The 25495-nt window shown below is 63.3% G+C and carries 22 protein-coding genes; 11 read left to right on the top strand and 11 right to left on the bottom strand.

What is annotated here, in order from left to right; all coding sequences use genetic code 11:
* Window positions 1-77: 77 nt before the first annotated feature.
* From JAO85_RS15940 to JAO85_RS15930, 3 genes are all read right to left on the bottom strand, one after another.
* Window positions 78-1823 (bottom strand): sensor domain-containing diguanylate cyclase, encoded by a 1746-nt coding sequence (locus tag JAO85_RS15940; protein WP_039049699.1) that lies wholly within the window; start codon window positions 1821-1823, stop codon window positions 78-80.
* A 75-nt stretch (window positions 1824-1898) separates the two neighbouring features.
* Window positions 1899-3185 (bottom strand): patatin-like phospholipase family protein, encoded by a 1287-nt coding sequence (locus JAO85_RS15935; protein ID WP_012839626.1) that lies wholly within the window; start codon window positions 3183-3185, stop codon window positions 1899-1901.
* A gap of 93 nt (window positions 3186-3278) precedes the next feature.
* Entirely contained in the window at window positions 3279-3848 is a 570-nt protein-coding gene (locus JAO85_RS15930) for a restriction endonuclease (protein ID WP_202788505.1), read from the bottom strand.
* A 123-nt stretch (window positions 3849-3971) separates the two neighbouring features.
* On the opposite strand from JAO85_RS15930, the gene apbC reads away from it, so the two are divergent.
* The 6 genes from apbC (at window position 3972) to JAO85_RS15900 (ending at window position 12485) form a co-directional block, all read left to right on the top strand.
* Window positions 3972-5063 carry an iron-sulfur cluster carrier protein ApbC gene (gene apbC / locus JAO85_RS15925; protein ID WP_003065831.1) on the top strand — a complete coding sequence of 364 codons (1092 nt, stop codon included), beginning with the start codon at window positions 3972-3974 and terminating at the stop codon, window positions 5061-5063.
* Entirely contained in the window at window positions 5063-6004 is a 942-nt protein-coding gene (locus JAO85_RS15920) for a LysR family transcriptional regulator (RefSeq protein ID WP_202788504.1), read from the top strand. Before apbC ends, JAO85_RS15920 begins: the two co-directional genes overlap by 1 nt.
* Before the next feature lie 113 nt (window positions 6005-6117).
* Window positions 6118-8262 (top strand): formate dehydrogenase subunit gamma, encoded by a 2145-nt coding sequence (locus JAO85_RS15915; RefSeq protein WP_202788503.1) that lies wholly within the window; start codon window positions 6118-6120, stop codon window positions 8260-8262.
* Between the two features lie 10 nt (window positions 8263-8272).
* Window positions 8273-11188, top strand: a complete 2916-nt coding sequence (gene fdhF / locus JAO85_RS15910; protein ID WP_202788502.1) for a formate dehydrogenase subunit alpha — start codon at window positions 8273-8275, stop codon at window positions 11186-11188.
* Window positions 11188-11427, top strand: coding sequence for a formate dehydrogenase subunit delta (locus tag JAO85_RS15905; RefSeq protein WP_034377791.1), 240 nt, complete (start codon window positions 11188-11190; stop codon window positions 11425-11427). The genes fdhF and JAO85_RS15905 overlap by 1 nt, the downstream gene beginning before the upstream one ends.
* A 128-nt stretch (window positions 11428-11555) precedes the next feature.
* Window positions 11556-12485, top strand: a complete 930-nt coding sequence (locus tag JAO85_RS15900) for a DMT family transporter (protein WP_171832544.1) — start codon at window positions 11556-11558, stop codon at window positions 12483-12485.
* 113 nt (window positions 12486-12598) lie between these two features.
* Here JAO85_RS15900 and JAO85_RS15895 read toward each other — a convergent pair whose 3' ends face one another.
* Window positions 12599-13234 (bottom strand): TetR/AcrR family transcriptional regulator, encoded by a 636-nt coding sequence (locus JAO85_RS15895; protein ID WP_034355669.1) that lies wholly within the window; start codon window positions 13232-13234, stop codon window positions 12599-12601.
* A gap of 228 nt (window positions 13235-13462) precedes the next feature.
* On the opposite strand from JAO85_RS15895, the gene JAO85_RS15890 reads away from it, so the two are divergent.
* From JAO85_RS15890 to hppD, 4 genes are all read left to right on the top strand, one after another.
* Window positions 13463-14788, top strand: a complete 1326-nt coding sequence (locus tag JAO85_RS15890; RefSeq protein WP_003065867.1) for an FAD-binding oxidoreductase — start codon at window positions 13463-13465, stop codon at window positions 14786-14788.
* A 48-nt stretch (window positions 14789-14836) separates the two neighbouring features.
* On the top strand, window positions 14837-16237 hold the full coding sequence (locus tag JAO85_RS15885) for an amino acid permease (protein WP_003065869.1): 1401 nt from the start codon (window positions 14837-14839) through the stop codon (window positions 16235-16237).
* A 68-nt stretch (window positions 16238-16305) separates the two neighbouring features.
* Window positions 16306-16686, top strand: coding sequence for a RidA family protein (locus tag JAO85_RS15880; protein WP_003065871.1), 381 nt, complete (start codon window positions 16306-16308; stop codon window positions 16684-16686).
* 41 nt (window positions 16687-16727) lie between these two features.
* Entirely contained in the window at window positions 16728-17816 is a 1089-nt protein-coding gene (gene hppD, locus JAO85_RS15875; RefSeq protein WP_003065874.1) for a 4-hydroxyphenylpyruvate dioxygenase, read from the top strand.
* Window positions 17817-18061: 245 nt separating this feature from the next.
* On the opposite strand, the gene JAO85_RS15870 is transcribed toward hppD, so the two are convergent.
* The 6 genes from JAO85_RS15870 to JAO85_RS15845 form a co-directional block, all read right to left on the bottom strand.
* Entirely contained in the window at window positions 18062-18385 is a 324-nt protein-coding gene (locus tag JAO85_RS15870) for a hypothetical protein (protein WP_202788500.1), read from the bottom strand.
* A 3-nt stretch (window positions 18386-18388) separates the two neighbouring features.
* Entirely contained in the window at window positions 18389-18928 is a 540-nt protein-coding gene (locus JAO85_RS15865) for a CbrC family protein (RefSeq protein WP_202788499.1), read from the bottom strand.
* A gap of 12 nt (window positions 18929-18940) precedes the next feature.
* The gene (locus JAO85_RS15860; RefSeq protein ID WP_202788498.1) at window positions 18941-19432 is read right to left on the bottom strand and encodes a low molecular weight protein-tyrosine-phosphatase; all 492 of its coding nucleotides are present in this window, start codon (window positions 19430-19432) and stop codon (window positions 18941-18943) included.
* The gene (locus tag JAO85_RS15855) at window positions 19429-19797 is read right to left on the bottom strand and encodes a hypothetical protein (protein ID WP_202788497.1); all 369 of its coding nucleotides are present in this window, start codon (window positions 19795-19797) and stop codon (window positions 19429-19431) included. Before JAO85_RS15855 ends, JAO85_RS15860 begins: the two co-directional genes overlap by 4 nt.
* Before the next feature lie 101 nt (window positions 19798-19898).
* Window positions 19899-20969: an adenosine deaminase gene (locus JAO85_RS15850; RefSeq protein WP_202788496.1), complete on the bottom strand. Its 1071-nt coding sequence runs from the start codon at window positions 20967-20969 to the stop codon at window positions 19899-19901.
* 50 nt (window positions 20970-21019) lie between these two features.
* Window positions 21020-21805: a sulfite exporter TauE/SafE family protein gene (locus tag JAO85_RS15845; protein WP_034355658.1), complete on the bottom strand. Its 786-nt coding sequence runs from the start codon at window positions 21803-21805 to the stop codon at window positions 21020-21022.
* 45 nt (window positions 21806-21850) lie between these two features.
* Here JAO85_RS15845 and JAO85_RS15840 point away from each other — a divergent pair, with 45 nt between their 5' ends.
* A complete protein-coding gene (locus tag JAO85_RS15840) occupies window positions 21851-24421 on the top strand; it encodes an ABC transporter permease (RefSeq protein WP_202788495.1) in 2571 nt (856 codons plus the stop codon).
* 13 nt (window positions 24422-24434) lie between these two features.
* Here JAO85_RS15840 and JAO85_RS15835 read toward each other — a convergent pair whose 3' ends face one another.
* Complete coding sequence (locus JAO85_RS15835; RefSeq protein ID WP_202788494.1) at window positions 24435-25310, bottom strand: LysR family transcriptional regulator; 876 nt, start codon at window positions 25308-25310, stop codon at window positions 24435-24437.
* Window positions 25311-25495: the final 185 nt, after the last annotated feature.

The raw sequence follows: 25495 nt of genomic DNA, 5'->3' as shown, positions 1-25495 counted from the left end.
AATCTGAAAAGAATAGTAATTCTATGAATATAAAGCGTAAGCAGCTTCAAAATTGGAAGCGATAGCCGAGGCTGCGCTCAGCCCACCGAAGGCCTTTTGTTGCGATACATGTCCTGGTCGGCCACCTTGAGCAGGCTTTGCGCATCCTGGGCATCCCTGGGATACAGGGCTTGTCCCACGGATGCGCCCACGGCCACGGCTTCGCCCTCGGGAATGCCTTGCAGCGTGCCCAGCGGCTGCTGCAGCGCATGCTCTATCTTCAGGCGCACGGCCTGTACCTGCTCCTCGTCGCTGACGCCGCGCAGGATGAGGATGAACTCGTCACCGCCCAGACGCGCCACGACGTCATCGGGGCGCAGCAGATTGCGCAGGCGCAGGCTGATCTCGGCCAGTGCCAGATCGCCGTTGTCATGGCCCCAGCGGTCATTGAGCGGCTTGAAGCGATCCAGGTCCACAAACAGCAGGGCAAACGGGGCGGCCATGCTCTGGCCGGGCAGGGGGCGGGTGAGTGTGGTCAGAATATGCTGCAGTGCGCTGCGGTTGCTGGCCCCGGTCAGTGGATCGGTGAACAGGCTGTGGCGCATGCGGTGGAAATTGTGGGCCAGCTCGCCAATTTCATCGCGGCGCTGCACTTCGATCGGCGTGTCGATTTCGCCCAGGCCCACGCGGCGCACGGCGCGGGTCAGCGAGCGCATATCGTTGGCCACGGCGCCGAAGATGCGGGTGCCGATGACGACGGCCACGACCAGGGCCAGCAAGCCCAGGCTGCCCACCAGGGCCATATGGCGGTAGACGCCGGCCAGCATGTCCTTGTGCGGCACGGCCACCACGGCCATCCAGTCCTGACCGGCTCCATTGCTCAGGCGACGGTAGGCAATGCGAATATGGTTGTGCCTGTCATCTTCGAGCAGGGCCGTGCCGGGGCCGTCGCTGGACAGCGAGGACTGGAAGGCGCCCTGGATTTTGTCGTACACCGCCTGAATCAGCGGGTCCTGGCTGTTGGCGGCGCTCATGCGCTCCAGCTTGCCGTCTTCGCGCCGGTGGATGTTGGGCATGCCAGTGGCGGCGATCAGGGAGCCGTCGGCCTCGATGATGAAGGCGCGGCCATGTTCGCTCAGATGCAACTGGTTGACGAATTCATTGAGTGCGCGCAGCGAAATATCAGTGGCAATCACACCCTCTAGGCTGCCCTTGCTGGAGAGAATGCGGCGTGCGCGAGTGAGCACCAGGTCCTTGGCGCTGAAGTCGATATAGGCAGGAGTCCAGATCACATCGGCCGACTCCGCCGCCAGCTTGAACCAGGGGCGCTGGCGCGGTTCGAACAGATTGGTTTCGGTGGATTCATAGATCGGCTCGGCATGCATGCTGGCGACCTTGAAGTAGCTGCGGTGCTCGCCGGACTGAGTCTTGAGGCGCAATTGGCCCAGTTCTGGAGCCACTCGCTTGAGAGCAATGCCCTGGCCCGCGATATTGGCATAGTACACATAGTCATTGGGCCGGGTATGCAGCGAGGTCGCCACCCACAGCCGGGAGATCAGGTCGGGAATATGTTCGCGGATATCGGCAGCTACGGGCTGGCCGCTGGGAAACGCAGCCTCCAGCACGGCGCTGGACGGGTGCAGGTGACGATCCACGATCAGCGCGATACGCTCGGCCTTCTCTTCCATCACCTGCTCGGACAAGGCGGACACCGTGTTGCTGCCCGTCCAGTACCAGAGCATGCCCAGGGCCGATGTCAGCAGCGCAATCAGTGCAACAAAAGGCAGGATCAGCGAGAGCTTGAGCGATTTGGAAGCGCGGATGGGCTGTGGGGATGGAGTCACTAGGCGATTGCCGGAAAGATGATGAAGGTCATGCAAAGTGTCTCACGCATCATTTGCCTGGCTCCTTTCGCATCATTAACATTTGTTACATTCTTGAGGCCAACCCAGGAAGGCGCACAGTTCCTCACTTCGAGCCAGTGCGTCTTTGCGGCCCAGTGCTATCAGTTCACGGGTATAGCCTTGCTCAAACAGCAGGTAGCTGGCCAGCGCACCGTCACGCATGGGGTTGCCTGTGCCTGCGCGCACGCCCAGCGTGGCCAGCAAGGTGCGCACCGGCCGCGGCAGCTTGTCGATGTGGCGCGTGGCAATATCATCGATGCGCTCGCTGGGGGTGATGGCCAGTACCTCGATAGGGCGCAGCCGGCTGTGAATGCGCTCGGCCGGTGAAATCAGGCTCAGCGTGTGATTGATGCGTTCGGCACGCTCTATGTCCACAGCCAGCGTGTCCAGAAAAATGCTGGACAGCGCGTGCCCGGCCACCTGGGCCAGTGTGGGATAGCTGGCATCGACCTGCGGCTGGCTGCTCACGGGCTCGTGGCGTCTGCCCGCGCCGACGACCAGCAGTTTGCTGGCGCCCAGATGAATCGCTGGTGCCAGGGGCGCAGTCTGGCGCATGGAGCCGTCGCCGAAATGCTCGAGATGTCCGTCCATGGGCAGCGGCATGGCTGGAAATATGAAGGGCAGGGCCGACGAGGCCAGCAGGTGATCGGCGGTCAGCAGGGTCTGCACGGCCTTGCGCTGGTCGCGCACCCAGGGGCTCAAGGCCTCGCGAGTCTGAAAGAAAGTGATGTGCTGACCGCTGCTGTAACTGGATGCGGTAATGGCCAGGGCGTGCAGATGACCGCTGTCGATGAGTTGTGGGATGCGCTCGAAAGGCATGAGGCCGCTGTTCATCAGGGTTTTGAGCGGAGCATTGTCCAGCAGCGAGCGCGGGCGCATGCGGCTCCAGCGGGCCAGCGCCCAGCCCAGCGACAACAGCGTCAGCCAGCGTGCGCCGCTGCGCAGCACGCTGAGCGAGTCGGCCTTGTAGATTTGCTCGGTATGCATATGGCCCCAGACATGCAACATGCGCCGCACTGCGCTGTCAAAGGCATCGGCATGGCAAGCCAGGGCTGCGACATTGATGGCGCCTGCCGATGTGCCTGCAAGCACTGGAAAGGGATTGGGGCCATGCTGCAGACCGCGAGCGCGGCGCAGCTCGGCGATGGCGGCCAGCACGCCGACCTGGTAGGCAGCCCGGGCGCCGCCGCCGCTGAGCAACAGGCCGGTCTGCCCGATGCTGGAGCTAGGGCCTATGGAGCTCTGCCGCTCTGCTTCGGCAAGACTGGATGGGAGGGTGGGAGAGAACTGCACTGCCGCCATGGCTGCAGTGTGCCCGGATTGGGCCGCGGGCGGTAGGTGGGCCGGGCCATCGAACGGGCCGGCGGCGGCCCTGGTGACAGTCTGCGGCGGCCGTCAGCTCTTTTTCTGGTTCTTGGCAATCAGCGTGGCGATGGACTTGGCATCCAGCACCACCAATTGATTCTGCGCGGCCCAGCTGGCGGCATTTTCGCCCAGAGGCTGCAGAGCCACGTAAACGCAGAGATCGGCTTTCAGCTTGTGTTGTGCGGCCTGCAGCTCGCGCAGCGGCTCCACGCCATGGGCGGCGGCTTTCCAGCGGCGCGCGCCGACCACGCTGGTCTGGCCGTTGCGCGTCAGCAGCAGGTCGGCGCCGGCCTGGTTCAGGCGCTGAACCTCATAGCCTTCGGCTTGCCAGGCTGTCTGCAACTGTGCACTGAAGTCGGCCCAGGACTGCTCGGCGATCACCTGCTGAATCTGCTCCAGCCTGGCCGGGCTGGGGGCCCGCAGCTGCTTGTAGCAGGCAATGCAGCCGACGATGAAGAACGGGAAGGCTCCCAAAGCGGCAAAAGGCGAAATGTCCTTGGGGAACACCGCCAGCGACACCAGCACCACCGCAGCGCAGATCGCAAAGCTGATCCACCAGCGTGAGCGCATCAGGACTGCAAACAGGGAATTTTCGGCCATCTTCAATTTCACGGGCTGTCTCTCAAATCTTGGGCAAAGGGCTGCATTGTCTCCTGTGCACAGGGGTTGGACAGCTTCGCTAGACTATCCCTCATTGAAGAAACCTCTGGAAAACTAAATCCAATGGCTGTTACAGAACAAGCGCTTCTGAGCGCGCTGGCCACCGTGCTTGATCCGCACACTGGCAAGGACTTTGTGAGCACGCGCGCCCTGCGCAATCTGCAGATTGCCGGTGACGACGTCTCGTTCGATGTGGAGATGGGCTATCCGGCCCAGAGCCTGCAGCCTGCCCTGCGCAGCCAGTTCATCGCTGCGGCCAGGACTGTGGCTGGCGTGGGCAATGTCTCGGTCAACATCACCACCAAGGTGGCCTCGCATGCCGTGCAGCGTGGCGTGCAGTTGCTGCCCGGCGTGAAGAACATCATCGCCATCTCGTCCGGAAAAGGCGGCGTGGGCAAGAGTACGACCACGGCCAATCTGGCGCTGGCGCTGGCCGCCGAAGGTGCCCGCGTGGGCATTCTGGATGCCGACATCTACGGCCCCAGCCAGCCCATGATGATGGGTGTTTCGGGCAAGCCCGAAAGCCATGACGGCAAGACCATGGAGCCGCTGGAGAACCATGGCGTGCAGGTCATGTCCATCGGTCTGCTGGTCAACAACGACCAGGCCATGATCTGGCGCGGTCCCATGGCCACCCAGGCGCTGGAGCAGATGCTGCGCCAGACCAACTGGAAGGATCTGGACTATCTGCTGGTCGACATGCCGCCCGGAACCGGCGACATCCAGCTGACGCTGTCCCAGCGCGTGCCCATGACGGGTGCCGTGGTGGTGACCACGCCCCAGGACATTGCCCTGATCGATGCCAAGAAGGGCATTCAGATGTTCGAGAAGGTCGGTGTGCCGATTCTCGGCCTGGTCGAAAACATGGCTGCCCATGTCTGCACCAACTGCGGCCATGTCGAACATATCTTTGGCGCAGACGGCGGCAAGAAGATGGCAGGCGAGCAGAACATCGACTATCTGGGGGCGCTTCCCCTGTCGCTGCAGATCCGTCTGCAGGCCGACAGCGGCAAGCCCACGGTGGTGGCCGAGCCCGAGAGTGAAGCCGCACAGGTCTACAAAAAGGTGGCGCGCGATCTGGCCGTGAAGGTGGCTCTCAAGGCCAAGGACTTCTCCAGCAAGTTCCCCACGATCACGGTTAGCAGCAATACCTGATGAACCTTCTGACCTCCATGCGTTATCTGGTGGCGCTCAACGAGCACCGCCATTTCGCAAGGGCGGCGCAGGCCTGCCATATCACGCAGCCTGCACTGTCCAATGCGCTCAAGGCGCTGGAGGACGAGTTCGGTGCCGTCATCGTGAGGCGCGGCCGCGTGTTTGGCGGGCTGACTCCCGAGGGGGAGCAGGTGCTGGCCACGGCACTGTCCATGCTCAGGGCCGAGGAGGCGTTGAGACAGGATCTGAGCGCCGCAGCCGGCCAGCTCAAGGGTCTGCTGCGCATGGCTGCCGTGCCTACGGCCATCCCCATGCTGACGCGCTTTGCCGCGCTGCTGCGGGTCCAGCACCCGGGCATCACGCCCATGGTGCTCTCCATGAGCTCGCTTGAGATCGAAACCGGACTCGAAGACCTCACGCTGGATCTGGCCATGGGCTACAGCGAAAGGCTGGAGTCGGGCAGCCGCACGGCACGCAGCGCCCGCATCACCATGTGGCCGCAGTATCAGGAGCATTATTTCCTGCTCAGTCCTGCGGCTGAGGAGCAGAGCCAGAAACCTGTGAAATGGGCTCAGGCGGCCCGGCTGCCGTTATGTCTTTTGACGCCGGACATGCATAACCGGCTGATTGTGGACCAGAGCTTTGTGGCAGCCGGCTGCGAAGTCAGAGCGGCCATGGAAACCAATTCCGTGCTGAGCCTGATGCTGGCCGTGACCGAAGGCGGTCTACACAGCGTGCTGCCCGGCGCGCTGGTGGCGACGCTGCCCGAGTCGGCCCGGATCTCGGTGCGTCCTCTGATTGCGCCCAAGGTGCAGACGGCCATCGCTTTCCTGACCCCTTCGCAGGAGCAGGCGACCCGCGCGCAGCAGGCCGCGCTGGCGCTCATGCAGTCCCAGGCTTGGCGCCAGCAATGTGCGAGCTTTGCCGGGGCCGTGCGCTGATTTGCAATTTGAATCGCGTCATCAATTCAAAGAATTTGACCTGAGATACGGCCGGGGCTGAAATACGGCATGAGACAAAGGGCGCTGGTGCGCCCTCATAACAAGGTCGCCCCATGCCCCATCACCCTATCGCGCAGCCGCAGGAGTCTGCGCCGCTGCTCAGCCCCGAACAGCAGGACGCCCTGACGCACTGTCTGGCCCGCTTTGGCCAGGAACCCGGTGGCCTGCTGGAGCTGCTGCACTCTCTGCAAAATGCGCTGGGTTTTATCCCGCGCGCTGCCGTGCCCGCCATTGCCGAGGCCCTGAATCTTTCGCGTGCCGAGGTCCATGGTGTTGTCAGCTATTACCCGCATTTGCGCGAGCAGCCGCATGGCAGGACGCTGATCCAGATCTGCCGGGCCGAAGCCTGCAAGTCGCGTGGTGGCGATGCACTATTCGCTCATGCGCAAGAGACACTGGGCTGCCAGGCCCATGGCACGAGCGCCGATGGCAGCGTGACGCTGGAGCCTGTTTACTGCCTGGGGTTGTGCGCCCAGTCGCCGGCCGTGATGGTCGACGAGAGCGAAGTCCATGCGCGGATGACTGCGGACCGGCTCGATGCCCTGCTGGAAGAAATACAGCAAAAACGACTTGAAACCAAGGCAGATGAAGCGCAAGAAGCTATCGAAAATGAAGCGGTTGCTGCCACGCGCATCTATGTACCGCGCGATGCCGCGGCCCTGGCCGTGGGCGCGGATGCGGTGGCCCAGGCGCTGCAGCGCGAGTGCGAGGCGCGAGGCCTGGCGGTGGAGCTGGTACGCAACGGCTCGCGCGGCTTGCTGTGGCTGGAGACCCTGGTCGAGATTGAGACTGCACAGGGCCGCGTGGCCTACGGCCCGGTTCAGGCGGCTGACGTGCCGGGTCTGCTGGACGCCGGCATGCTGCAGGGCCAGTCCCATGCGCTATGCCATGGGCTGACCGAGCAGATGCCTTATCTGGCACGGCAGGAACGTCTGACTTTTGCACGCGTGGGCATCATCGATCCGCTGAGCCTGCGGGACTACGAGGCCCATGGCGGCTGGCAAGGCCTCAGGGCCGCTGCGGCCATGGCGCCCGAAGCCATCGTCCAGCAGGTGCTGGACTCCGGCCTGCGCGGTCGCGGCGGGGCGGCATTTCCGGCGGGGATCAAATGGAAGACCGTTGCGGCTGCAGAAAGTGCGGGAACAGGGCCGCAGAAGTACATTGCCTGCAATGCCGACGAAGGCGATTCGGGCACGTTCGCCGACCGTCTGTTGATGGAGGGCGACCCGTTCTGCCTGATCGAGGGTATGGCGATCGCTGGTCTGGCCGTGGGTGCGACTCAGGGCTATATCTATGTGCGCAGCGAATATCCGCACTCGATTGCGGTGCTGAACGAGGCGATTGCACGCGCCAGTGCGGCGGGCTGGCTGGGCGCCAATGTGGCCGGCAGCGGCAAGGCGTTTTATCTGCAGGTGCGCAAGGGGGCTGGCAGCTATGTCTGCGGCGAAGAGACCGCCATGCTGGAGAGCATCGAAGGCAAGCGCGGCATTGTGCGCGCCAAGCCGCCGCTGCCCGCGATCGAAGGCCTGTTCGGCAAGCCCACGGTCATCAACAATGTGATCACGCTGGCGACCGTACCCATCATCCTGGCCAGGGGTGCGGCCTTCTATCAGGGCTATGGCATGGGGCGCTCGCGCGGCACGCTGCCCTTTCAGCTCGCGGGCAATATCGCGCGTGGCGGACTGGTGGAAAAAGCGTTCGGCCTCACGCTGCGCGAGCTGGTGCAGGACTTTGGCGGCGGCACGGCCAGCGGTCGGCCCGTCAAGGCCATTCAGGTTGGCGGCCCGCTGGGCAGCTATGTGGCGCCCGAGGATTGGGATGATCCGCTGGACTACGAAGCCTATGCCGCCAAGGGCAATGTGGTCGGCCATGGCGGTCTGGTCGTGCATGACGACAGCGCCGATATGGCGCAGTTGGCGCGCTATGCCATGGAGTTCTGCGCCATCGAGTCCTGCGGCAAATGCACGCCCTGCCGCATCGGCTCCACGCGGGGAGTGGAGGTGATAGACCGTATCACGCGTCAAGGCGGCGCCGAGCATGCGGCCAATGTGGCGCTGCTCGAGAGCCTGTGCGACACCATGCAGCATGGCAGCTTGTGTGCCATGGGCGGCATGACCCCCTATCCGGTGCGCTCTGCGCTGCAGCACTACCCGGCCGATTTCGGTATCGGGCCCGTGCAGACCGTGAACCCCGCCTGAGGAGAGAGCCATGCTGGAACATCTGAAGAACACCGATTGCGGAACGCCTGCCAGCCTGTCCGAGGAACTGGTCACGTTGCATATAGACGGCCGCGAGGTCACCGTGCCCAAGGGCACATCGCTGATGCGCGCTGCTGTCGATGGCGGCATCAAGGTGCCCAAGCTCTGTGCCACGGATTCGCTGGAGCCCTTTGGTTCCTGCCGGCTATGTCTGGTGCAGATCGAGGGGCGCAAGGGCTTTCCTGCGTCCTGCACCACGCCTGCCGAAGCGGGCATGAAGGTGCGCACCCAGAGTCCGCAGCTGCAGGAGCTGCGCAAGGGCGTGATGGAGCTCTATATCTCCGACCATCCGCTCGATTGCCTGACCTGTTCGTCCAACGGCGACTGCGAGTTGCAGGACATGGCCGGAGTGGTTGGCCTGCGCGAGGTGCGCTATGGCATGGATGGAGCCAACCACTTCAAGGGCGAGGCCAGGGCCGAGGTCGATACCTCCAACCCGTATTTCAACTACGACCCCAGCAAGTGCATTGTCTGCAATCGCTGCGTGCGCGCCTGCGAGGAAACGCAGGGCACGTTTGCGCTGACGATCAGCGGACGTGGTTTCGAGTCGCGCATCACAGCAGGTCAGGGCGACGGCTTCATGGCCAGCGACTGCGTGAGCTGCGGCGCCTGCGTGCAGGCCTGTCCCACGGCCACGCTGCAGGAAAAGACCGTGGTCGAGCTGGGGCAGAGCGAGCACAGCGAGATCACCACCTGCGCCTACTGCGGCGTGGGCTGCGGCTTCAAGGCCGAGATGAAGGGCGAGCAGGTGGTGCGCATGGTGCCCTGGAAGGACGGCAAGGCCAACGAAGGCCATGCCTGCGTCAAGGGGCGTTTTGCCTGGGGCTATGCCACGCACAAGGACCGCATCACCCAACCCATGATCCGCGCCAAGATCACCGACCCCTGGCGCGAAGTGAGCTGGGAGGAGGCGATAGGCCATGCGGCCAGCGAATTCCGCCGCATCCAGGCCAAGCATGGCAGGGACTCGATTGGCGGCATCACCTCGTCGCGCTGCACCAATGAGGAAACCTATCTGGTGCAGAAGCTGATCCGCGCGGCCTTCGGCAACAACAATGTCGATACCTGTGCGCGTGTCTGTCACTCGCCCACGGGCTATGGCCTGGGCCAGACCTATGGCACATCGGCAGGCACGCAGACCTTCAAGTCGGTCGAGCACTCCGATGTGATCATGGTGATAGGCGCCAATCCCACGGCGGCGCATCCGGTGTTCGGCTCGCGCATGAAAAAGCGGCTGCGTGGCGACGCCCGGCGTGCCGGCGCCGGCCTGATCGTGATCGACCCGCGCGAGATCGAGCTCGTCAGCTCGCCCCATGTCAAGGCCGACTACCACCTGCAGCTGAAGCCCGGTACCAATGTGGCCATGATCACGGCGCTGGCCCATGTGATCGTCACCGAGGGTTGGCTGGCCGATGCCTATATCGACGAGCGCTGTGATGCCAAGTCCTTTGCGCAATGGAAGGAGTTCGTTGCCAGGCCGGAGAACTCGCCCGAGGCCACGGCCGACATCACCGGCGTGGCTCCCGAGCTGGTGCGCGGCGCGGCGCGGCTGTATGCATTGGGCAGTGCGGATCATCCGCAGGGAAGGCAGGTCAACTCCGCCATCTACTACGGCCTGGGCGTGACCGAGCATGCCCAGGGCTCGACCATGGTCATGGGCATTGCCAATCTGGCCATGGCCACGGGCAATGTGGGGCGCGAAGGCGTGGGCGTTAATCCCTTGCGCGGCCAGAACAATGTCCAGGGCTCCTGCGACATGGGCAGCTTTCCGCATGAGCTGCCGGGCTATCGCCATATCTCGGACAGCATCACCAGAGCCGAATTTGAAGGCGCCTGGGGCGTGAAGCTCAGTCCCGAGCCGGGTTTGCGCATTCCCAATATGTTCGAGGCCGCGCTGGAAGGCAGCTTCATGGGCCTGTACTGCGAGGGCGAGGACATCGTGCAGTCCGACCCCAACACCCAGCATGTGACGGCAGCGCTGTCGGCCATGGAATGCGTGGTGGTGCAGGACATCTTCCTCAACGAGACCGCCAAGTACGCCCATGTGTTCCTGCCCGGATCGTCCTTCATGGAGAAAGACGGCACCTTCACCAATGCCGAGCGTCGCATCTCGCGCGTGACCCAGCTCATGCAGCCGCTGGCCGGCTATGCCGACTGGGAGGTGACGCAGCTCTTGTCCAACGCGCTGGGCTATCCCATGAACTACGGTCATCCGCGCGAGATCATGGCCGAGATTGCGGCACTGACCCCGACTTTCGCGGGCGTGAGCTACGAGAAGATAGAGCGCTTGGGCAGCGTGCAGTGGCCCTGCAACGAGGGCACCGAAGAGGCGGGAACGGCCATCATGCACCAGGATAGATTTGTGCGTGGCAAGGGCCGCTTCATCATCACCCAGTACGTGGCCACCGATGAAAAGGTCACGCAGCGCTTTCCGCTGCTGCTGACCACGGGGCGCATTCTCTCGCAGTACAACGTGGGCGCGCAGACGCGGCGCACGGCCAACAACCGGTGGCATGGCGAGGACAGGCTCGAGATTCATCCGCATGACGCACAGGACCGTGGCATCCGCGATGGCGACTGGGTGGGCATTGAAAGCCGCGCCGGCCAGACGGTGCTGCGCGCCACGGTGACAGAGCGCATACAGCCCGGCGTGGTCTACACCACCTTCCATTTCCCCGAGTCGGGCGCGAATGTGATCACCACCGACAGCTCGGACTGGGCCACCAACTGCCCCGAGTACAAGGTGACGGCCGTGCAGGTATTGCCCGTGGCGCAGCCTTCAAGCTGGCAGCAGGGCTACAGGCGTTTCAACGACCAGCAGCTCGGTCATCTGGCCGCAGCCCAGCTGGAGATGGGAAGTCAGTGATGGATGTGAACAACCTGATCCGCATGGCCAATCGCATAGCCGAGTTCTTCGAGGCCATGCCAGAGCATGACGAGGCGCTCGACGGTGTGGCCCAGCATATCCAGAAGTTCTGGGAGCCGCGCATGAGGCTTCGCATTCTGGCGGCTTTGAATGAGCCTTCGGAGGCTGCGCAGCTGCGGCCTCTGGTGCGCGATGCCTTGCACAAGCATGCCGCGCTGCTGAGGCCTGTGCAGGCATAGCACAGTGCGCCAGACGGTAGCGACATGCATCCATCCGGAATGTGTTGCGGGTATATTGGGTCTTCAGATCCCTGATCTGAGCCGCTGCCCGCGATCGAATGGCCGCGGCTTTTTTGTTGGCCATCTTCATGACTTCCGAATCCGTCAAGAGCTCTTTGATGAGCGCGCATCTGCGTCTTCTGGGCATGGCCCTGATGTGGGGCGCTTCCTGGCCGGCAGGCCGCATTCTGGCGCTCAATATGCCGCCTCTGGCGGCATCGGCGCTGCGCTTTTTGCTGGCTGCGACCCTGTTGCTGCCCTGGCTGTATTTCTCGGGCGGGCTGGGTGCTCTCAGGCACTGGTCTGTCAAGACCTGGCTGGGCATGTTTGCCGCAGGCGCGACCGGGGTGTTCGGCTACGCCAGTTTTTTCCTCACGGGTCTGCAGCATCTGCCTGCGGGCAAGGCTGCGCTGCTCATCACGCTCAATCCGGTGGTCACGCTGGCGTTTGCGGTGTGGCTTTTCAAGGAGCGCATCAACGCCACCATTGCTCTGGGCATGTTGCTGGCGGCCTGCGGCGCCGTGGTGGTCATCTCGCATGGCGACCCCATGCAATTGCTCAACGGAACGGTAGGGGTGGGCGAGATGCTGATTCTGGGCTGCGTGGCCTGCTGGGTTTGCTACACGCTGATTGGCCGCGCCATGCTGGCAGGCGTGGATGCGCTGGCTGCGACCACCGTGACTTCCATTTTTGGCGCCTTGCTGCTTCTGGCCGCCAGCCTGGTGCTGGAAGGCCCGCAGGGGCTGGTTTCGGCATTTCAGGCCAGCGGCACTGCCTGGACTGCCATGGTCTTCATGGCCTATGGCTCCACGGCCCTGGCTTATGCCTGGTACTTCGCGGGCGTCAAATCGCTGGGCGCAGGTGCGGCCTCGGGCTATATCACGCTGGTGCCGGTGATCGGTGTGCTGCTTTCGGCCCTGCTGCTGGGCGAGAGCATTGAAGGCTCCATGGTGCTCGGCGGCGCCATGGCGGTGCTGGGTACAGCCGTGATGAACTGGGGGCGTCGGTCAACAGCCTGAGGTTGGACCTCATGTTTGATAGCATAAAGCGCTTGTAGAGAAAGCATTTCAAGCCGATTTGGCTGATATGGGCCTGGCTTGTTCAGGGTGCGAAAGCCGCTGCTGCCTGCGGCTCAAGCCTGGTTGATCGTGCCTGCGTTCACGATCATCTGGGAGATTACCTCCAACTGATGTTCGGCTGCTGCATCGTCGATCTCGAACAGACGCATGACGGCCAGGCCTCGCAGCGCAGCAAACACCACAGATGCAAAGTGGCTGGGCTGAGGATGGCGCTCGGCGATTTCCGGGAAAACTTTCACGAAGTGTTCGAAGGAGGCGGGGTCATGCTGGGAGCGGTGCGCGTTGATGCGCTCGAATAGCGGTGTGCTCTTGCAGCCGAAAAACATGCTCCAGGTCGCCACATAGCTGGGTTGGGCATAGACGCTTTGCCAGGCCCTGCGCACGAATTCGCGAGCGCGCGGCTCCAGCGGCAACTGCGCGGCATCTTCGGGCCAGCCGGCGCCCGCAGCCGCCAGCGGCGCCATGATTTCATCGACCACCTGCTCCATCAGCGCCTGGCGGCTGCCGAACTGGTGCTGCACCGCCCCCAGCGTGACTTTGGCACCACGCGCAATTTCCTGCAGATTGGTCTGCTGAAACCCAACCTTCTGTAGCAGCCGTATGGCGGATTTGATGATCTTGCGCTGAGTGGTCTGACTGCGTTCTGCCTGGGTACGGCGGGGGGCGGTTTTGCTTCCTGTTTGATTCATGGGCTGCGTGTGTGATTCATAAGGCGTCGATGACGCACCACACCAGATGCTACACGCTCCGGCACTGACGGCTGGATGGGCCTGCTTGGGTAATTTCACCCTCGGGTAATCCATGATAAATAAAGATTAAACGTTTAATGTTTTATGTTTTAGACTCCGCCTCCATTGTTGTTCATCAGCGACCTTGGAGAGCGAGTCAGCTTCCGAGGGCTCTTATTGGAAACCGCCATGTCACGCTCTGTTTACCGCCTTCCCGCCGACGACCGCACCAATGGATGGAGCGCGCTGCTGGGAACTCGCCAGCCGAAGGCGCCACTGCAGGGCGATGTGGCGGTGGACTGGGTCATCGTGGGCGCCGGCTATGCGGGGCTGGCGGCAGCACGCCAGCTGGCACAACAGCAACCTGATGCTTCCATCGCCGTGGTGGATGCGGGCGTGGTGGGGGAGAACGCCTCGGGCCGCAACTCGGGCTTTGCGATCGATCTGCCGCACAGCTCGGCGCCTTCCGATGCCGCGGTCGAGGCGGGCCGCCGCGTGATCCGCGTCAACCGCTTTGCCGTGGATGCACTGGAGCGGGCAGTGACTGAGCACAGCATCTCCTGTGGCTGGCAAAAGCGCGGCCGCTACCACGTGGCAGTGACGGAGGAGGTGGCGCAGAAGTCGCTCAAGCCCTATGCACGCAATCTGGATGCCTGGCAGGAGTCCCATGAATATCTGGATCGTGATGCGCTGCGCCAGCGCATAGGCACCGATTACTACGCGGCAGCGGTCTACACGCCGGGCACGCGCCTCATGAATCCCGCGGCGCTGGTGCGTGGTCTGGCCGACAGCCTGCCGTCCCAGGTGCAGCTGTTCGAGAACTCGCCGGTCATCGAGGCGAAGCTCGAAGGCGCGACTCCCTTTGTCCGCACGGCCCAGGGCAGCATCCGTGCGCGCAAGGCCATTCTGGCCGTCAATGCGTTCTCGCAGTCATTCGGCGTCTACCAGGAGCGCCAGGTACCGATTCTGCTGTTCGCCAGCCTCACTCACCCGCTCAGCGATGCCCAGATCGCCCAGTTGGGAACGGATGTCGCCTGGGGTGTGACGCCCGCGCATGGCGTGGCGGGTTCCACGGTACGGCTGACGCACGACCGGCGGCTGATGATCCGCCAGGGGTTCGAGTATTCACCCAGCCTGCGCACCACTGACGGGCGCCGCGCCAAGGCCAGGGCCATGAACCAGGCGCTGCTGCGCCGCCGCTTTCCACAACTCGGGGCCATCGAACTCGAGCATTTCTGGATGGGCTGGCTGGCGGTCTCGCACAACCATGCGCCCGCCTTTGGCCGGATTGGTGACAACGCCTGGGCTGCGTCCTGCTGCAACGGCTCGGGCATCGTGCGCCACACCGCTGCCGGCATGCTGATAGCCGACCTGGCGCTGGGCCGCAAGAACCCGCTGATCGACGACTTCCTCGTCGAGGGCACTGCCAACTACATCCCGCCGCGCCCGCTGCGCGACATCGGCGTGGGACTCACGCTGGCATGGGATATGTGGCGCGGCAGGGCCGAGCAGTAAGCGCTTTTCGGATTCGCATAGGTAGATATAGATAACAGGAGACAAACCATGCATACCCCTTCCTCCAACGGGCATCTGGAGCGCAAGCTCAAGAACCGCCATATCCAGCTGATTGCGCTGGGCGGCACCATAGGCACCGGGCTGTTTCTGGGCTCGGCCGGCATCATCGAGCTGGCCGGCCCTGGCGTGCTGCTGGGCTATACCATCGGCGGCCTGCTGATCTTCTTCATCATGCGTTTCTTGGGCGAAATGCTGGTCGAGGAGCCTTCTGCCGGTTCGTTCAGCTATTTCGCCAACCGCTACGTGGGGCGCTTTGCCGGTTTCCTGTCGGGCTGGAACTGCGTGGCCCTCTATGTGCTGGTGGGCATGCTGGAGTTGACTGCCGTGGGCAAGTTCATCCAGTTCTGGTGGCCCGATATCCCGGTCTGGGTGACGGCCGCCGTTTGCTTTGTGCTTATCAACGGCGTGAACTTCATCAACGTCAAGGCCTATGGCGAGTTTGAGTTCTGGTTCGCGCTGATCAAGATCGTGGCCGTGGTGGCGATGATCGCCACGGGCATCTACCTGCTGTCCACCACGCACAACCCCACGCAGACGATCAGCAACCTGTGGACGCAAGGTGGTTTCCTGCCGAACGGCTTCAAGGGTCTGTTCATGGCCTTTGCCTTCATCATGTTCGCCTTCGGCGGCGTGGAAATGCTGGGCTTTGCCGCTGCAGAAACCGAAGAGCCGCGCAAGGTCATCCCCAAGGCGATCAACCAGCTCATGGTGCGCGTGCTGCTGTTCTATGTGGGCTCGATGGCCGTGCTGCTGTCGCTGACGCCCTGGACTGATCTGGTGGCCCAGCTCAAGGCCGGTGGCGGCACCTACAGCAGCAGTCCCTTTGTGCTGGTGTTCTCGGGCATGGGTGAGCACCTGGCCGCGCATATGCTGAATTTCGTGATCCTCACCGCTACGCTGTCGGTCTACAACAGCATGGTCTACAGCTCCAGCCGTCTGCTGTATGGCATGGCCCAGGAAGGCAACGCACCGAAGTCGCTGGCTGAAGTCAACAAACGCGGTGTACCCGTGAAGGCCATCGTCTACCCCGGCATCGTCACTGCCTTCTGCGTGGTGCTGAACTATGTGGCGCCTGCCGGCGTGATCGAGTTGCTGATCTCGTTGATCACGGCGGCGTTGGTGATCATCTGGACCATCATCATCATTTCGCACCTGAACTACCGCAAGCTGCATGATGCCAAGGGCACGCAGCGCAGCTTCAAGGCGCCGCTGTTCCCGCTGACCAACTACATCTGTCTGGCGGCCATGGCGCTGGTGGTGGTCGTGATGCTGCTCACCCCCGGAGTACGTGCCTCTGCCTATGCCATTCCGGTGTGGGTGCTGGCGGTCTATGCCATGTACCGCATGGTGTTTCGCCAGCCCGTCCGGCTGGTGCAGACTGCGGTTTGATTGAATGAGGGCTTGCGCAGACCTTGGCGCCAGCCTGTTGTAACCACCTGAACCTTGAGAGCACTTCGATGAACTCCACTGCAACCTTTTATCCCGCGCCCGGCGGCATGCCCTTCTCTTCCGCAGTCCGCGCAGGCGGCCTTCTGATGCTGTCGGGGCAGATCCCCTTCGGCGAGGACAAGCGCCCGCTCACCGGCCCCATCGAAGAGCAGACACATGCCGTGCTCAAGGCCATCGCGGCGCGGCTGGAGGCGGTGGGCAGCTCGCTGGACGATGTGGTGAAGGCCAATATCTGGCTCAGCGACCTGGCTCATTTCGATGCCTTCAACAAGGTCTATGCAAGCTATTTCAAGGAAGGCCGTTACCCGGTGCGCAGCCTGGTGCAGGCCCAGCTGGTTTTTGGCGTTGGCGTTGAGATCGAAGTCCAGGCGCTGGATAAAACTGCCTGATCGCGCCATCATCAACTTCATTTTTTTCAGGAAACCTTCTCATGACCGATTTGTTTGAAAACCCCATGGGCCTGTGCGGCTTTGAGTTCGTCGAGTTCGCCTCGCCTGCAGACGGCGTGCTGGAGCCGCTGTTCGAGAAGCTGGGCTTCACGCTGGTGGCCAAGCATCGCTCCAAGGACGTGGTGCTGTATCGCCAGGGCGGCATCAATTTCATCATCAACCGCGAGCCCAGGAGTCAGGCAGCCTATTTCACGGCCGAGCACGGTCCCAGTGCCTGCGGCCTGGCTTTCCGTGTCAAGGATGCGCACAAGGCCTACAAGCGCGCGCTGGAGCTGGGCGCCCAGCCCGTGGACATTCCCACCGGCCCCATGGAACTGCGCCTGCCCGCCATCAAGGGCATCGGTGGTGCGCCGCTGTACCTGATCGACCGCTACGAAGACGGCAAGTCCATCTACGACATCGACTTCGAGTTTCTGCCCGGTGTGGACCGCAATCCCAAGGGCCACGGTTTCCAGGTCGTCGATCACCTCACGCACAACGTCTACCGCGGACGCATGGCCTACTGGGCCGACTTCTACAACAAGCTGTTCAACTTCCAGGAAATCCGTTACTTCGACATCCAGGGCGAGTACACGGGCCTGACCTCCAAGGCCATGACTGCTCCTGACGGCCTGATCCGCATTCCTCTGAACGAGGAAGCCAAGCAGGGCGGTGGTCAGATCGAGGAATTCCTGATGAAGTTCAATGGCGAGGGCATACAGCACATCGCGCTGCTGTGCGAAGACCTGCCCACGGCCATCGACAGCTTGCAGATGGCTGGCATTCCGCTGCTGACTGCCCCCAACGACATCTATTACGAGAACCTTGCCAAGCGCCTTCCCGGCCACGGCCAGCCCGTGGGCGAGTTGCAGTCGCGTGGCATCTTGCTGGATGGCACCACCGAAGGCGGCCAGCCACGCCTGCTGTTGCAGATCTTCTCCGAGCCGCTGTTGGGCCCCGTGTTCTTCGAGTTCATCGAGCGCAAGGGCAACTACCGCGAAGGCTTCGGCGAGGGCAATTTCAAGGCGCTGTTCGAGTCCATGGAACGCGACCAGATCAACCGCGGCGTGCTCGAAACCGCCAAGGAGTGAGCACCATGAAGATCGACCGCTTCCGTACGGTGGACGACAGCGGCTCGATCGGCAACTAGGGGCTGGACTGCGCACCGCCGGCCTCATCGACCATGCGGACATGTATCGACTGATGCGGGCCACGCGGCAAGAGCGCCAGGCGCTTTCCGAAGGCTTGCATTTTCCGGGCACTACGGTGCCGGGTGTCTGCGGCCGTCATGAACTGGCGGTGGGTGCGTCGTAGCCTGAGCGCTTCAGCGGCTTGCTCAAAGCGGGTCGTAGCGCGCGTGCCTGGGGTTGAACCAGCGCAGTTCCTGCTTGCCCAGGCTTTGCAGATGCTCCCGCGCCTGTTGGACAAGAGGCATTTTCAGATCCTTGGGCTGCAGCGGGCGTGACTTGCCAGCTTCTTCCAGTCGCAGCACGCTGACTTGCTCCCAGGTATCGCTATAGCTGCGCACCACAAGACTCAGGCCGCCCAGCGTAAAGCGGTAGATGTCGTACTCGTAGTAGTACTCGTAAAAGCCTTCGGCATCAGCTTCGCTGGCGTCGATATGGTGGCTGAACTCCACCTGCATGATGTCCGTGTTCATGCCTCAGGTGCAATCGGTGTGCAGCCGGTGCATGCCGCACTTCACGCAGCGAAACAGGTAGCCGCCCACCGGATCACCGGTCTTGCTGATGGCTTGCAGATAGCGCTCCGGCATGTTGGCTATATCGGCTTGCAACTCGGCCTGCAGGGGCTGGATTTCGGCGTAATCGGTATAGCCAAGAAAGGCACAGGGCTGGTTGCAATGCACCAGCCACTGCTCCTGCTGCCAGCTGTGATAGCTGGGCGTGCGTTCGCAGACTTCCAGCAGCAGCACGCGATCCATGACGATGCTGTCAGGTTCGTCGGGATCGGCGCTCACGCCTTCAATGCCCAGGTAGTCGTTGAATTCGCCCTCATAGTGCTTGGCCGCGCTGCCGTCGGAAATACACCAGGGGCAGAGATAGTCCGGCTCTTCGCGGCTGTAAAACGAGCTGTTGTACTTGAGCTCACGCGCCTGGCCACAGCAGGAGCAGGTACCGCTTTCAGCCACAAACAGATCCAGTGCATAGGCATTGGGGCTGAGTCGGAATTTCGGCAAATCCATGGAGAGCTCCATTCAGGTCTGGCGATTCTGGACGATGTTTTGCAGCAGATTTCGGCAGGCATCTTCCACCAGATCGAGCACATGCTCGAAGCCGCTGTCGCCGCCATAGTAGGGATCGGGCACTTCGCGCTCGTCAAAGCGCTGGCAGTAGTCGGTCAGCCGCTTCATGCGCTGCTGCTGGGCGGGTGTGGCGACGCGGCGCGCAGCGACTTCGTTGGCGCTGTCCATCACCAGTACCAGGTCGAAAGCGTCGAAATCCTGCTTCGTCAGCTGCCGCGCACGCTGTCGGCTGAGGTCATAGCCCCGGCGGCGCGCATGTTGCTGGCTACGGGCATCGGGAGCCTCCCCTACGTGATAGCCGTGCGTGCCGGCGGAGTCCACTTGCACCAGATGCTGAAGACCCGCATCCGCCACCATTTTTTCCAGCACGCCGTGGGCAGTGGGACTGCGGCAGATGTTTCCGGTGCAGACCATGAGAACGCGAACGGGTTTGGCGGCAGTCATGGCTGATCTTTCGCTGTGGCTTGTACCTCGGCCATCCTGGTTTCCAGTGTGCGGATCTGGGTCTTGAGCTGGCGCATGCTGCTTTGCATGGTCACGCCCAGCAGGCGACGCATGCCTTCGAAGAACAGCACCATGAAAAGCACCACGGGCAGGACACCCCAGCGCAGCCAGGGCGAAGCCTGGTTGATCCAGGCGACGGCGCAGACCACCACGGCCATGGCCACGGCAAGATAGTTCCATTTCCTCGAACTCTGCATCTTGCTTTCGTACTTCTGCGCGGTGGCTTCGAGCTGCTGTTCGGTGACTCTGAGTTTGGCAATGGACGCCTGAATCTCTTCAAGGCTGGAGGGCTTGTCTGACGGCATAGGGCAGATGGTCGTTAAGAGAAGAGGCGGGTGTTCTGCCTGCTTGAATTGATTTTGATAGCTGAAGGCACTTTATGGGAAAGCGCTGCAGCGATATTTGATTAGAAGTGGTGTGTGCTGCTCAATGCATCGAACTCTGCGCTCCACTGCTGGCGCAGGCTGCGCTTTTCGCTCTCGTCTATCCAGGCCGCATCGATGCCGTTGAGCATGAAGTCCCTGAGGTCGGCAATCGAAAAACCAAAGTCGCTGACCATCTTGGTCCAGGCCCCTGTGGGGTCCACATGGTGCAGCGTGGGGTCGTCGGTGTTGGGATGCACGCGAAGGCCCAGGCCGGGCATCTGGCGAATCGGGTGGTCCAGCGCCCAGCGCTCGGGTGCCAGCGTGCGCAGGTAGTAGGAATTGGTCGGCACCACGGTGAACACAATGCCCAGATCGGCGCAGTGCCGGGCCAGCTCGGGGTTGTCGATGACGGTGTAGCCGTGGTCGACGCGGTCCACCTTGAGAGTCTCTATGGCCGTTTGCAGATTGTTCCAGGGCAGGCCGAACTCGCTGGCATGGGCCGTGGTCTTGAGGCCGTTCTGGCGCGCCAGCGCATAGGCCTCGACAAACAGCTCGGGCGGGCGCTCGTTTTCACGGTAGTCGATGCCGATGCCGGGCACATCGTCATGGCGGTTGTCCAGCATCCATTGCACCATCTGCACGGCGGCCTCGGCCGGGGCTTCGCGGTCGATGGATGGCACCAGGCGGCCACGTATGCCGCAATCCTTTTGCGCGGCTGCGGCGCCGGCCAGGATGGCTTGCTGGGCGGCGGCATAGCTCATGCCCGAGCATTGCACCGTGCCCGTGGGGTTCCAGAAGAATTCGGCATAGCGCACATGGTGGGCAGCGGCATCCTGCAGATATTCATAGGTAATGCGCTCCAGATCGGCCGGCGTCTGCAGCAGCCACTCGTCGAGTGCGCGCAGCACGCGCAGCACGCCCACGGGCTTTTCGCCGCGCGTGTAGAAAGCCTCGATCTCTTCAGCAGTCAGCGGCGCCTTGGCGCGCTGCACCAGTTCGATGAAGGTGTTTTTTCTGACCGTGCCCAGCAGATGGCAGTGCAACTCCATCTTGGGGATGGCGTGGGCAAAGGCGGTCAGTTCAGGTGTGGGGGCAGTAGGCGCGGCATTCATGCCGCCGATGGTAGTGGCTTGCGATCAGCCTTGCCGTAGGCAGTTTTACGTTACGGTGCCAGGAACAGCCGCGGCACGGACGCCGCCAGCATGGCGATGCCCGAGCAGGTCAGCAGGCTCAGCACGATCTGGCGAAAGCGGGCATCGCTCACGCCTTTGTAGACGCGGGTGCCGAAGATCACGGGCACCAGCACGGCCGGCAGCACGATGGCGAACGAGGGCCACATGGCGGGCTTGACCAGGCCGGTGGCCAGATAGCTGGCCATGGTGACGGCCAGCACCGAGAGGTTGAAGTTCTGGATCACCGTGCGTTGCACATGGCGCTCAAAGCCGCGCAGCGTGCACCACAGCGTGGGCACGGTGCCGCTGAAGCCGCCCAGCCCGCCCATGGCGCCGCCGATGAGCCCCGCAATCGCATCGCTGCAGCGGGCCAGCAGGCCGCCGCCCAGCGTCAGCCGGGGCAGGTGGGCGCTGAGCAGCATGGTGGGGCACCACAGCACCAGCAGGCAGCCCAGGCCGAACTTGAACCAGTCCATATTGAGATGCGGCATCACGGCCACGCCTATGGGAATGCCGGCCAGACCGCCGGCGATAAACGGCAGCAGCGACTTCCAGTGAAATTCGCGCCGCACGGTGAAGGCCGCAATGATCTGCCCCGTCAGCGAGCCGAACACCGAGAGCACGGCGGCCAGCTGCGGCTCCAGCACCCAGGCCCAGAACGACATGGCCACCATGCCGAAGGCAAAGCCCGACAGCCCTTGCACAAAGCCTGCCACCGCAGCCCCCAGGGCCACCACCAAGATCACTTCCACGTTCTGGCCTCCGTCTGAAGGCATCGATTATCGTCCCGCTCAAGCAGGGCATTGCCATGCAGTTCTGGCATGGCGGCAGGCCGCTGCGCTATCGTGCAGACCATGCAAGCATCATCTGTCTGGATTCTGGGGCTGCGCAATCTCTGGCGCGATCTGCGCGCTGGCGAGCTGCGCCTGATCATCGTGGCCGTGCTGCTGGCCGTGGCGGCACTGAGCTCGGTGGGTTTTTTTGCCGACCGCCTGCAGGCCGGCCTGCAGCGTGACGCCCGCCAGTTGCTGGGCGGCGATGTGGTGGTGGTCAGCGACAACCCCGCTCCCGCGGTTTTTGTGCAGCAGGCCAGGCAGCAGGGGCTGCAGACCGTGGCCACGGCCAGCTTTCCGACCATGGCGCGGGCCGCTCAGGAGCAGGGTGGTGCCAGCCGTCTGGTGGCGCTCAAAAGCGTGGAGCCCGGCTATCCTTTGCGCGGCGTGCTGCATCTGAATCAGGGGCCGGGGCAACCGGATCTGGAGGTGCGCGCGATTCCTGAAAGCGGCCATGCCTGGGTCGATGCGCCGCTGTTGGAGGCGCTGGGCCTGAAGCTCGGCGACCGACTGCTGCTGGGCGATGCGAGCTTTCATATCTCGCACATCATTGCCATCGAGCCCGATCGTGGTGCGGGTTTCATGAGCTTTGCCCCGCGCGTGATGATCAACAGCGCCGACCTGCCCGCCACGCGCCTGGTGCAGCCCGCCAGCCGCATCACCTATCGACTGGCCGTGGCTGCGCAGGCAGACGCCGGGCGCGGCGCAGAACGGGCTGCGCAAGACTATCTGGGCTGGGCGCAGGAGCTGGCCAAGAGCCTGCATGGCGTGCGTGTGGAATCGCTGGAAAGCGGCCGCCCCGAGATGCGCCAGACCCTGGACAGGGCCGAGAAGTTCCTGAGTCTGGTGGCGCTGCTATCGGCGCTGCTGTCGGCTGTGGCCGTGGCACTGGCGGCGCGTGCTTTTGCCAACAGCCATCTCGATGCGTCGGCCATGCTGCGCGTGCTCGGCCAGAGTCAGCGCCGTATTGCCCTGGCCTATGTCGTGGAATTCGTGAGCATTGCCCTGGCCGCCAGCGCGGCCGGCGTGTTGCTGGGCTGGGCCGTGCACCATGTGTTTGTCTGGCTGCTGGCCGGACTGGTCGAGTCCGCCCTGCCTGGCGCGAGCCTGTGGCCCGCATTGTTCGGCATGGGCATGGGGCTGACCCTGTTGCTGGCGTTTGGCCTGCCGCCCGTGCTGCAGCTGGCCCAGGTGCCACCGCTGCGCGTGATGCGGCGCGATCTGGGGGCGCTCAAACCCGCCTCATGGCTGGTGCTGGGCGTGGGCGTGACGGGGTTTGCGGCCTTGCTGATGGTGGCTAGCCGCGACATCAAGCTGGGCCTGATTGCCGTGGGCGGCTTCGCCGTCGCCGTGTTGCTGTTCGCGGGCCTGGCCTGGCTGGCCGTCAAGCTGCTGCGCCAGGTGGTCAATGAGGCCACGGCGCCGCGATGGCTGGTAATGGCCACGCGCCAGGTCTCGGCCAAGCCCGTGTATGCCGTGGTGCAGGTCAGCTCGCTGGCCGTGGGGCTGCTGGCCCTGGTGCTGCTGGTACTGCTGCGCACCGATCTGATTGCCAGCTGGCGCAAGGCCACCCCTGCCAATGCGCCCGACCGCTTTGTGATCAATGTCCAGCCCGATCAGGCGCAGGACTTTCAGGCCGCGCTGAAAAAGGCTGGCGTGCACAGCTATGACTGGTATCCCATGATTCGCGGCCGGCTGATCGCCGTTAACGACAAGGCCGTCAGCCCCGATGATTATGAGGAGGATCGCGCCAAGCGACTGGTGGACCGGGAGTTCAATATCTCCACTGCCGAAACCATGCCGGATCACAACCAGATCGTGGGCGGCCGCTGGCAGGCGGGCGAGCAGGGCGCGATCAGCATGGAGGAAGGCATTGCCAAGACCCTGGGCTTGAAGCTGGGCGATACGCTGCGCTTCGATATCGGCGGCGAGGAAAGCGAAGTCCGCATCACCAGTCTGCGCAAGGTGGACTGGAGTTCCATGCGCGCCAACTTCTTTGTGATCTACCCCGTGCAGCACCTGGAGAACGTGGCCGTGACCTATCTGGCGGCCTATCGCGCGCCCGATATCAAGGGCTTTGACAATGCGCTGGTCAATGAATTTCCCAACATCACCAATGTCGACCTGAGCAGCACGCTGGCCCAGGTGCAGCAGGTGATGGACCAGGTCATACGCGCCGTGGAGTTCCTGTTCGGCTTCACGCTGGTGGCGGGGCTGGTCGTGCTGTTTGCTTCCGTTACCGGCACGCGTGAGGAAAGAGCGCGCGAATACGCCATCATGCGCGCCGTGGGCGCCAGGTCGGGCCTGCTGCAGCAGGTGCAGAGCGCCGAGCTGGCCGGAGTGGGCCTGATGGCCGGCTTTCTGGCCAGCTGCGTGGCCCTTGCAGTGGGCTGGGCGCTGGCGCGCTGGGTGTTCGATTTCGAGTGGAATGTGCTCTGGTGGGTGCCCCTGGTGGGCGCGCTGGCGGGCGCATTGCTGGCCTGGCTGGCCGGCTGGTGGGCCTTGCGCGAGGTGGTCAGCCGCCCCGTGATGATCACGCTGCGCCAGGCGGCGGAATAAGAATGTTCTAAGGCTAGCCCTTGAACAGCCGCTCGCTCGCAAAGTCCACAAAAGCCCGGACCTTGGGCGAGAGCTGGCGGCTGGAGGGCCAGAGTGCCGAGAACTGCCCGCTATGCGTGAGCTGCTCGGCCAGCACCTGCTGGAGCTCGCCACGCGCCAGTGCGTCGCGGGCCAGGAAGTCGGGCATATAGGCCAGGCCCAGGCCTGAGACGGCCGCGCCCAGCATGGCTTCCATATTGTTGCAGACCAGGGCGATGGGCATGGCCGGCAGCCCGGGCAGCATCCACTCTTCGAGCTTGCCGCTGTTCAGAAAGCGATAGCGCAGGCTGCTGTGTCCGGCAAGGTCGGCCGGTGTGAGCGGCACGCCGCGCTCGGACAGATAGGTCGGCGAGGCTGCCAGAATGAAGCGAAACGGCCCGAGTCGGCGGGCCACCAGCCGCGAGTCGGCCAGCTCGCCGCTGCGGATGACCACATCGAGGCCGGCTTCGACGACATCGACCAGATGGTCGTTGAAGTCCAGATCCAGCTCCACCTCGGGATAGCGGGCCTGAAATTCGGGCAGCACGGGCAGCAGAAAACGGTAGCCGATGGTGGGCAGGCTCACGCGCAGCCGGCCGCGTGGCGCCTCGGCAGCGGCCTGCATGGCGGCGCGTGCATCGTGCAGCTCGTCGAGGATGCGCCGGCAGCGCTCGTGGAACAGGCTGCCTTCCTGAGTGAGGCGAACCTGGCGCGTGGTGCGATGGAACAGGCGCAGGCCTAGCTGCTGCTCCAGGCGCGCCACGTTCTTGCCCACGGCCGAGGCCGAGATGCCGAGTGCGCGACCGGCCTCGGCAAAGCTCAGAAGATCGGCGGCACGTACAAAGGACTCAAGTCCGCTGAAGCTGTCCATGGTAATTGGCAACCTTTGGTTGGGATTGTGGGGAGTTCTAACGCTATTTTCGTTTCATTGGAGAGCTTTTATCTTTCATGTCAGATTGATTCACGACGCCAGCCCTCCATGTCTTGCCCCACTTCCCCATCCCGCCCGCACGCGGACCTTTCTTTTTGCACCCGCCGCGCATCGCCTGTCTGGGT

The sequence above is a fragment of the Comamonas sp. NyZ500 genome, from assembly GCF_016772095.1.
Classification (GTDB): Bacteria; Pseudomonadota; Gammaproteobacteria; order Burkholderiales; family Burkholderiaceae_C; genus Comamonas; species Comamonas thiooxydans.
Note: the sequence above shows the minus strand (reverse complement) of the source record. Positions and strands in the feature narration are given on the sequence as shown.

Coding starts and splice junctions, on each gene's coding strand:
- JAO85_RS15935 (WP_012839626.1), bottom strand. CDS start 3,185: ATGGCGGCAGTGCAGTTCTCTCCCACCCTCCCATCCAGTCTTGCCGAA.
- JAO85_RS15930 (WP_202788505.1), bottom strand. CDS start 3,848: ATGGCCGAAAATTCCCTGTTTGCAGTCCTGATGCGCTCACGCTGGTGG.
- apbC (WP_003065831.1), top strand. CDS start 3,972: ATGGCTGTTACAGAACAAGCGCTTCTGAGCGCGCTGGCCACCGTGCTT.
- JAO85_RS15920 (WP_202788504.1), top strand. CDS start 5,063: ATGAACCTTCTGACCTCCATGCGTTATCTGGTGGCGCTCAACGAGCAC.
- JAO85_RS15915 (WP_202788503.1), top strand. CDS start 6,118: ATGCCCCATCACCCTATCGCGCAGCCGCAGGAGTCTGCGCCGCTGCTC.
- fdhF (WP_202788502.1), top strand. CDS start 8,273: ATGCTGGAACATCTGAAGAACACCGATTGCGGAACGCCTGCCAGCCTG.
- JAO85_RS15905 (WP_034377791.1), top strand. CDS start 11,188: ATGGATGTGAACAACCTGATCCGCATGGCCAATCGCATAGCCGAGTTC.
- JAO85_RS15900 (WP_171832544.1), top strand. CDS start 11,556: ATGACTTCCGAATCCGTCAAGAGCTCTTTGATGAGCGCGCATCTGCGT.
- JAO85_RS15895 (WP_034355669.1), bottom strand. CDS start 13,234: ATGAATCAAACAGGAAGCAAAACCGCCCCCCGCCGTACCCAGGCAGAA.
- JAO85_RS15890 (WP_003065867.1), top strand. CDS start 13,463: ATGTCACGCTCTGTTTACCGCCTTCCCGCCGACGACCGCACCAATGGA.
- JAO85_RS15885 (WP_003065869.1), top strand. CDS start 14,837: ATGCATACCCCTTCCTCCAACGGGCATCTGGAGCGCAAGCTCAAGAAC.
- JAO85_RS15880 (WP_003065871.1), top strand. CDS start 16,306: ATGAACTCCACTGCAACCTTTTATCCCGCGCCCGGCGGCATGCCCTTC.
- hppD (WP_003065874.1), top strand. CDS start 16,728: ATGACCGATTTGTTTGAAAACCCCATGGGCCTGTGCGGCTTTGAGTTC.
- JAO85_RS15870 (WP_202788500.1), bottom strand. CDS start 18,385: ATGAACACGGACATCATGCAGGTGGAGTTCAGCCACCATATCGACGCC.
- JAO85_RS15865 (WP_202788499.1), bottom strand. CDS start 18,928: ATGGATTTGCCGAAATTCCGACTCAGCCCCAATGCCTATGCACTGGAT.
- JAO85_RS15860 (WP_202788498.1), bottom strand. CDS start 19,432: ATGACTGCCGCCAAACCCGTTCGCGTTCTCATGGTCTGCACCGGAAAC.
- JAO85_RS15855 (WP_202788497.1), bottom strand. CDS start 19,797: ATGCCGTCAGACAAGCCCTCCAGCCTTGAAGAGATTCAGGCGTCCATT.
- JAO85_RS15850 (WP_202788496.1), bottom strand. CDS start 20,969: ATGAATGCCGCGCCTACTGCCCCCACACCTGAACTGACCGCCTTTGCC.
- JAO85_RS15845 (WP_034355658.1), bottom strand. CDS start 21,805: ATGCCTTCAGACGGAGGCCAGAACGTGGAAGTGATCTTGGTGGTGGCC.
- JAO85_RS15840 (WP_202788495.1), top strand. CDS start 21,851: ATGGCGGCAGGCCGCTGCGCTATCGTGCAGACCATGCAAGCATCATCT.
- JAO85_RS15835 (WP_202788494.1), bottom strand. CDS start 25,310: ATGGACAGCTTCAGCGGACTTGAGTCCTTTGTACGTGCCGCCGATCTT.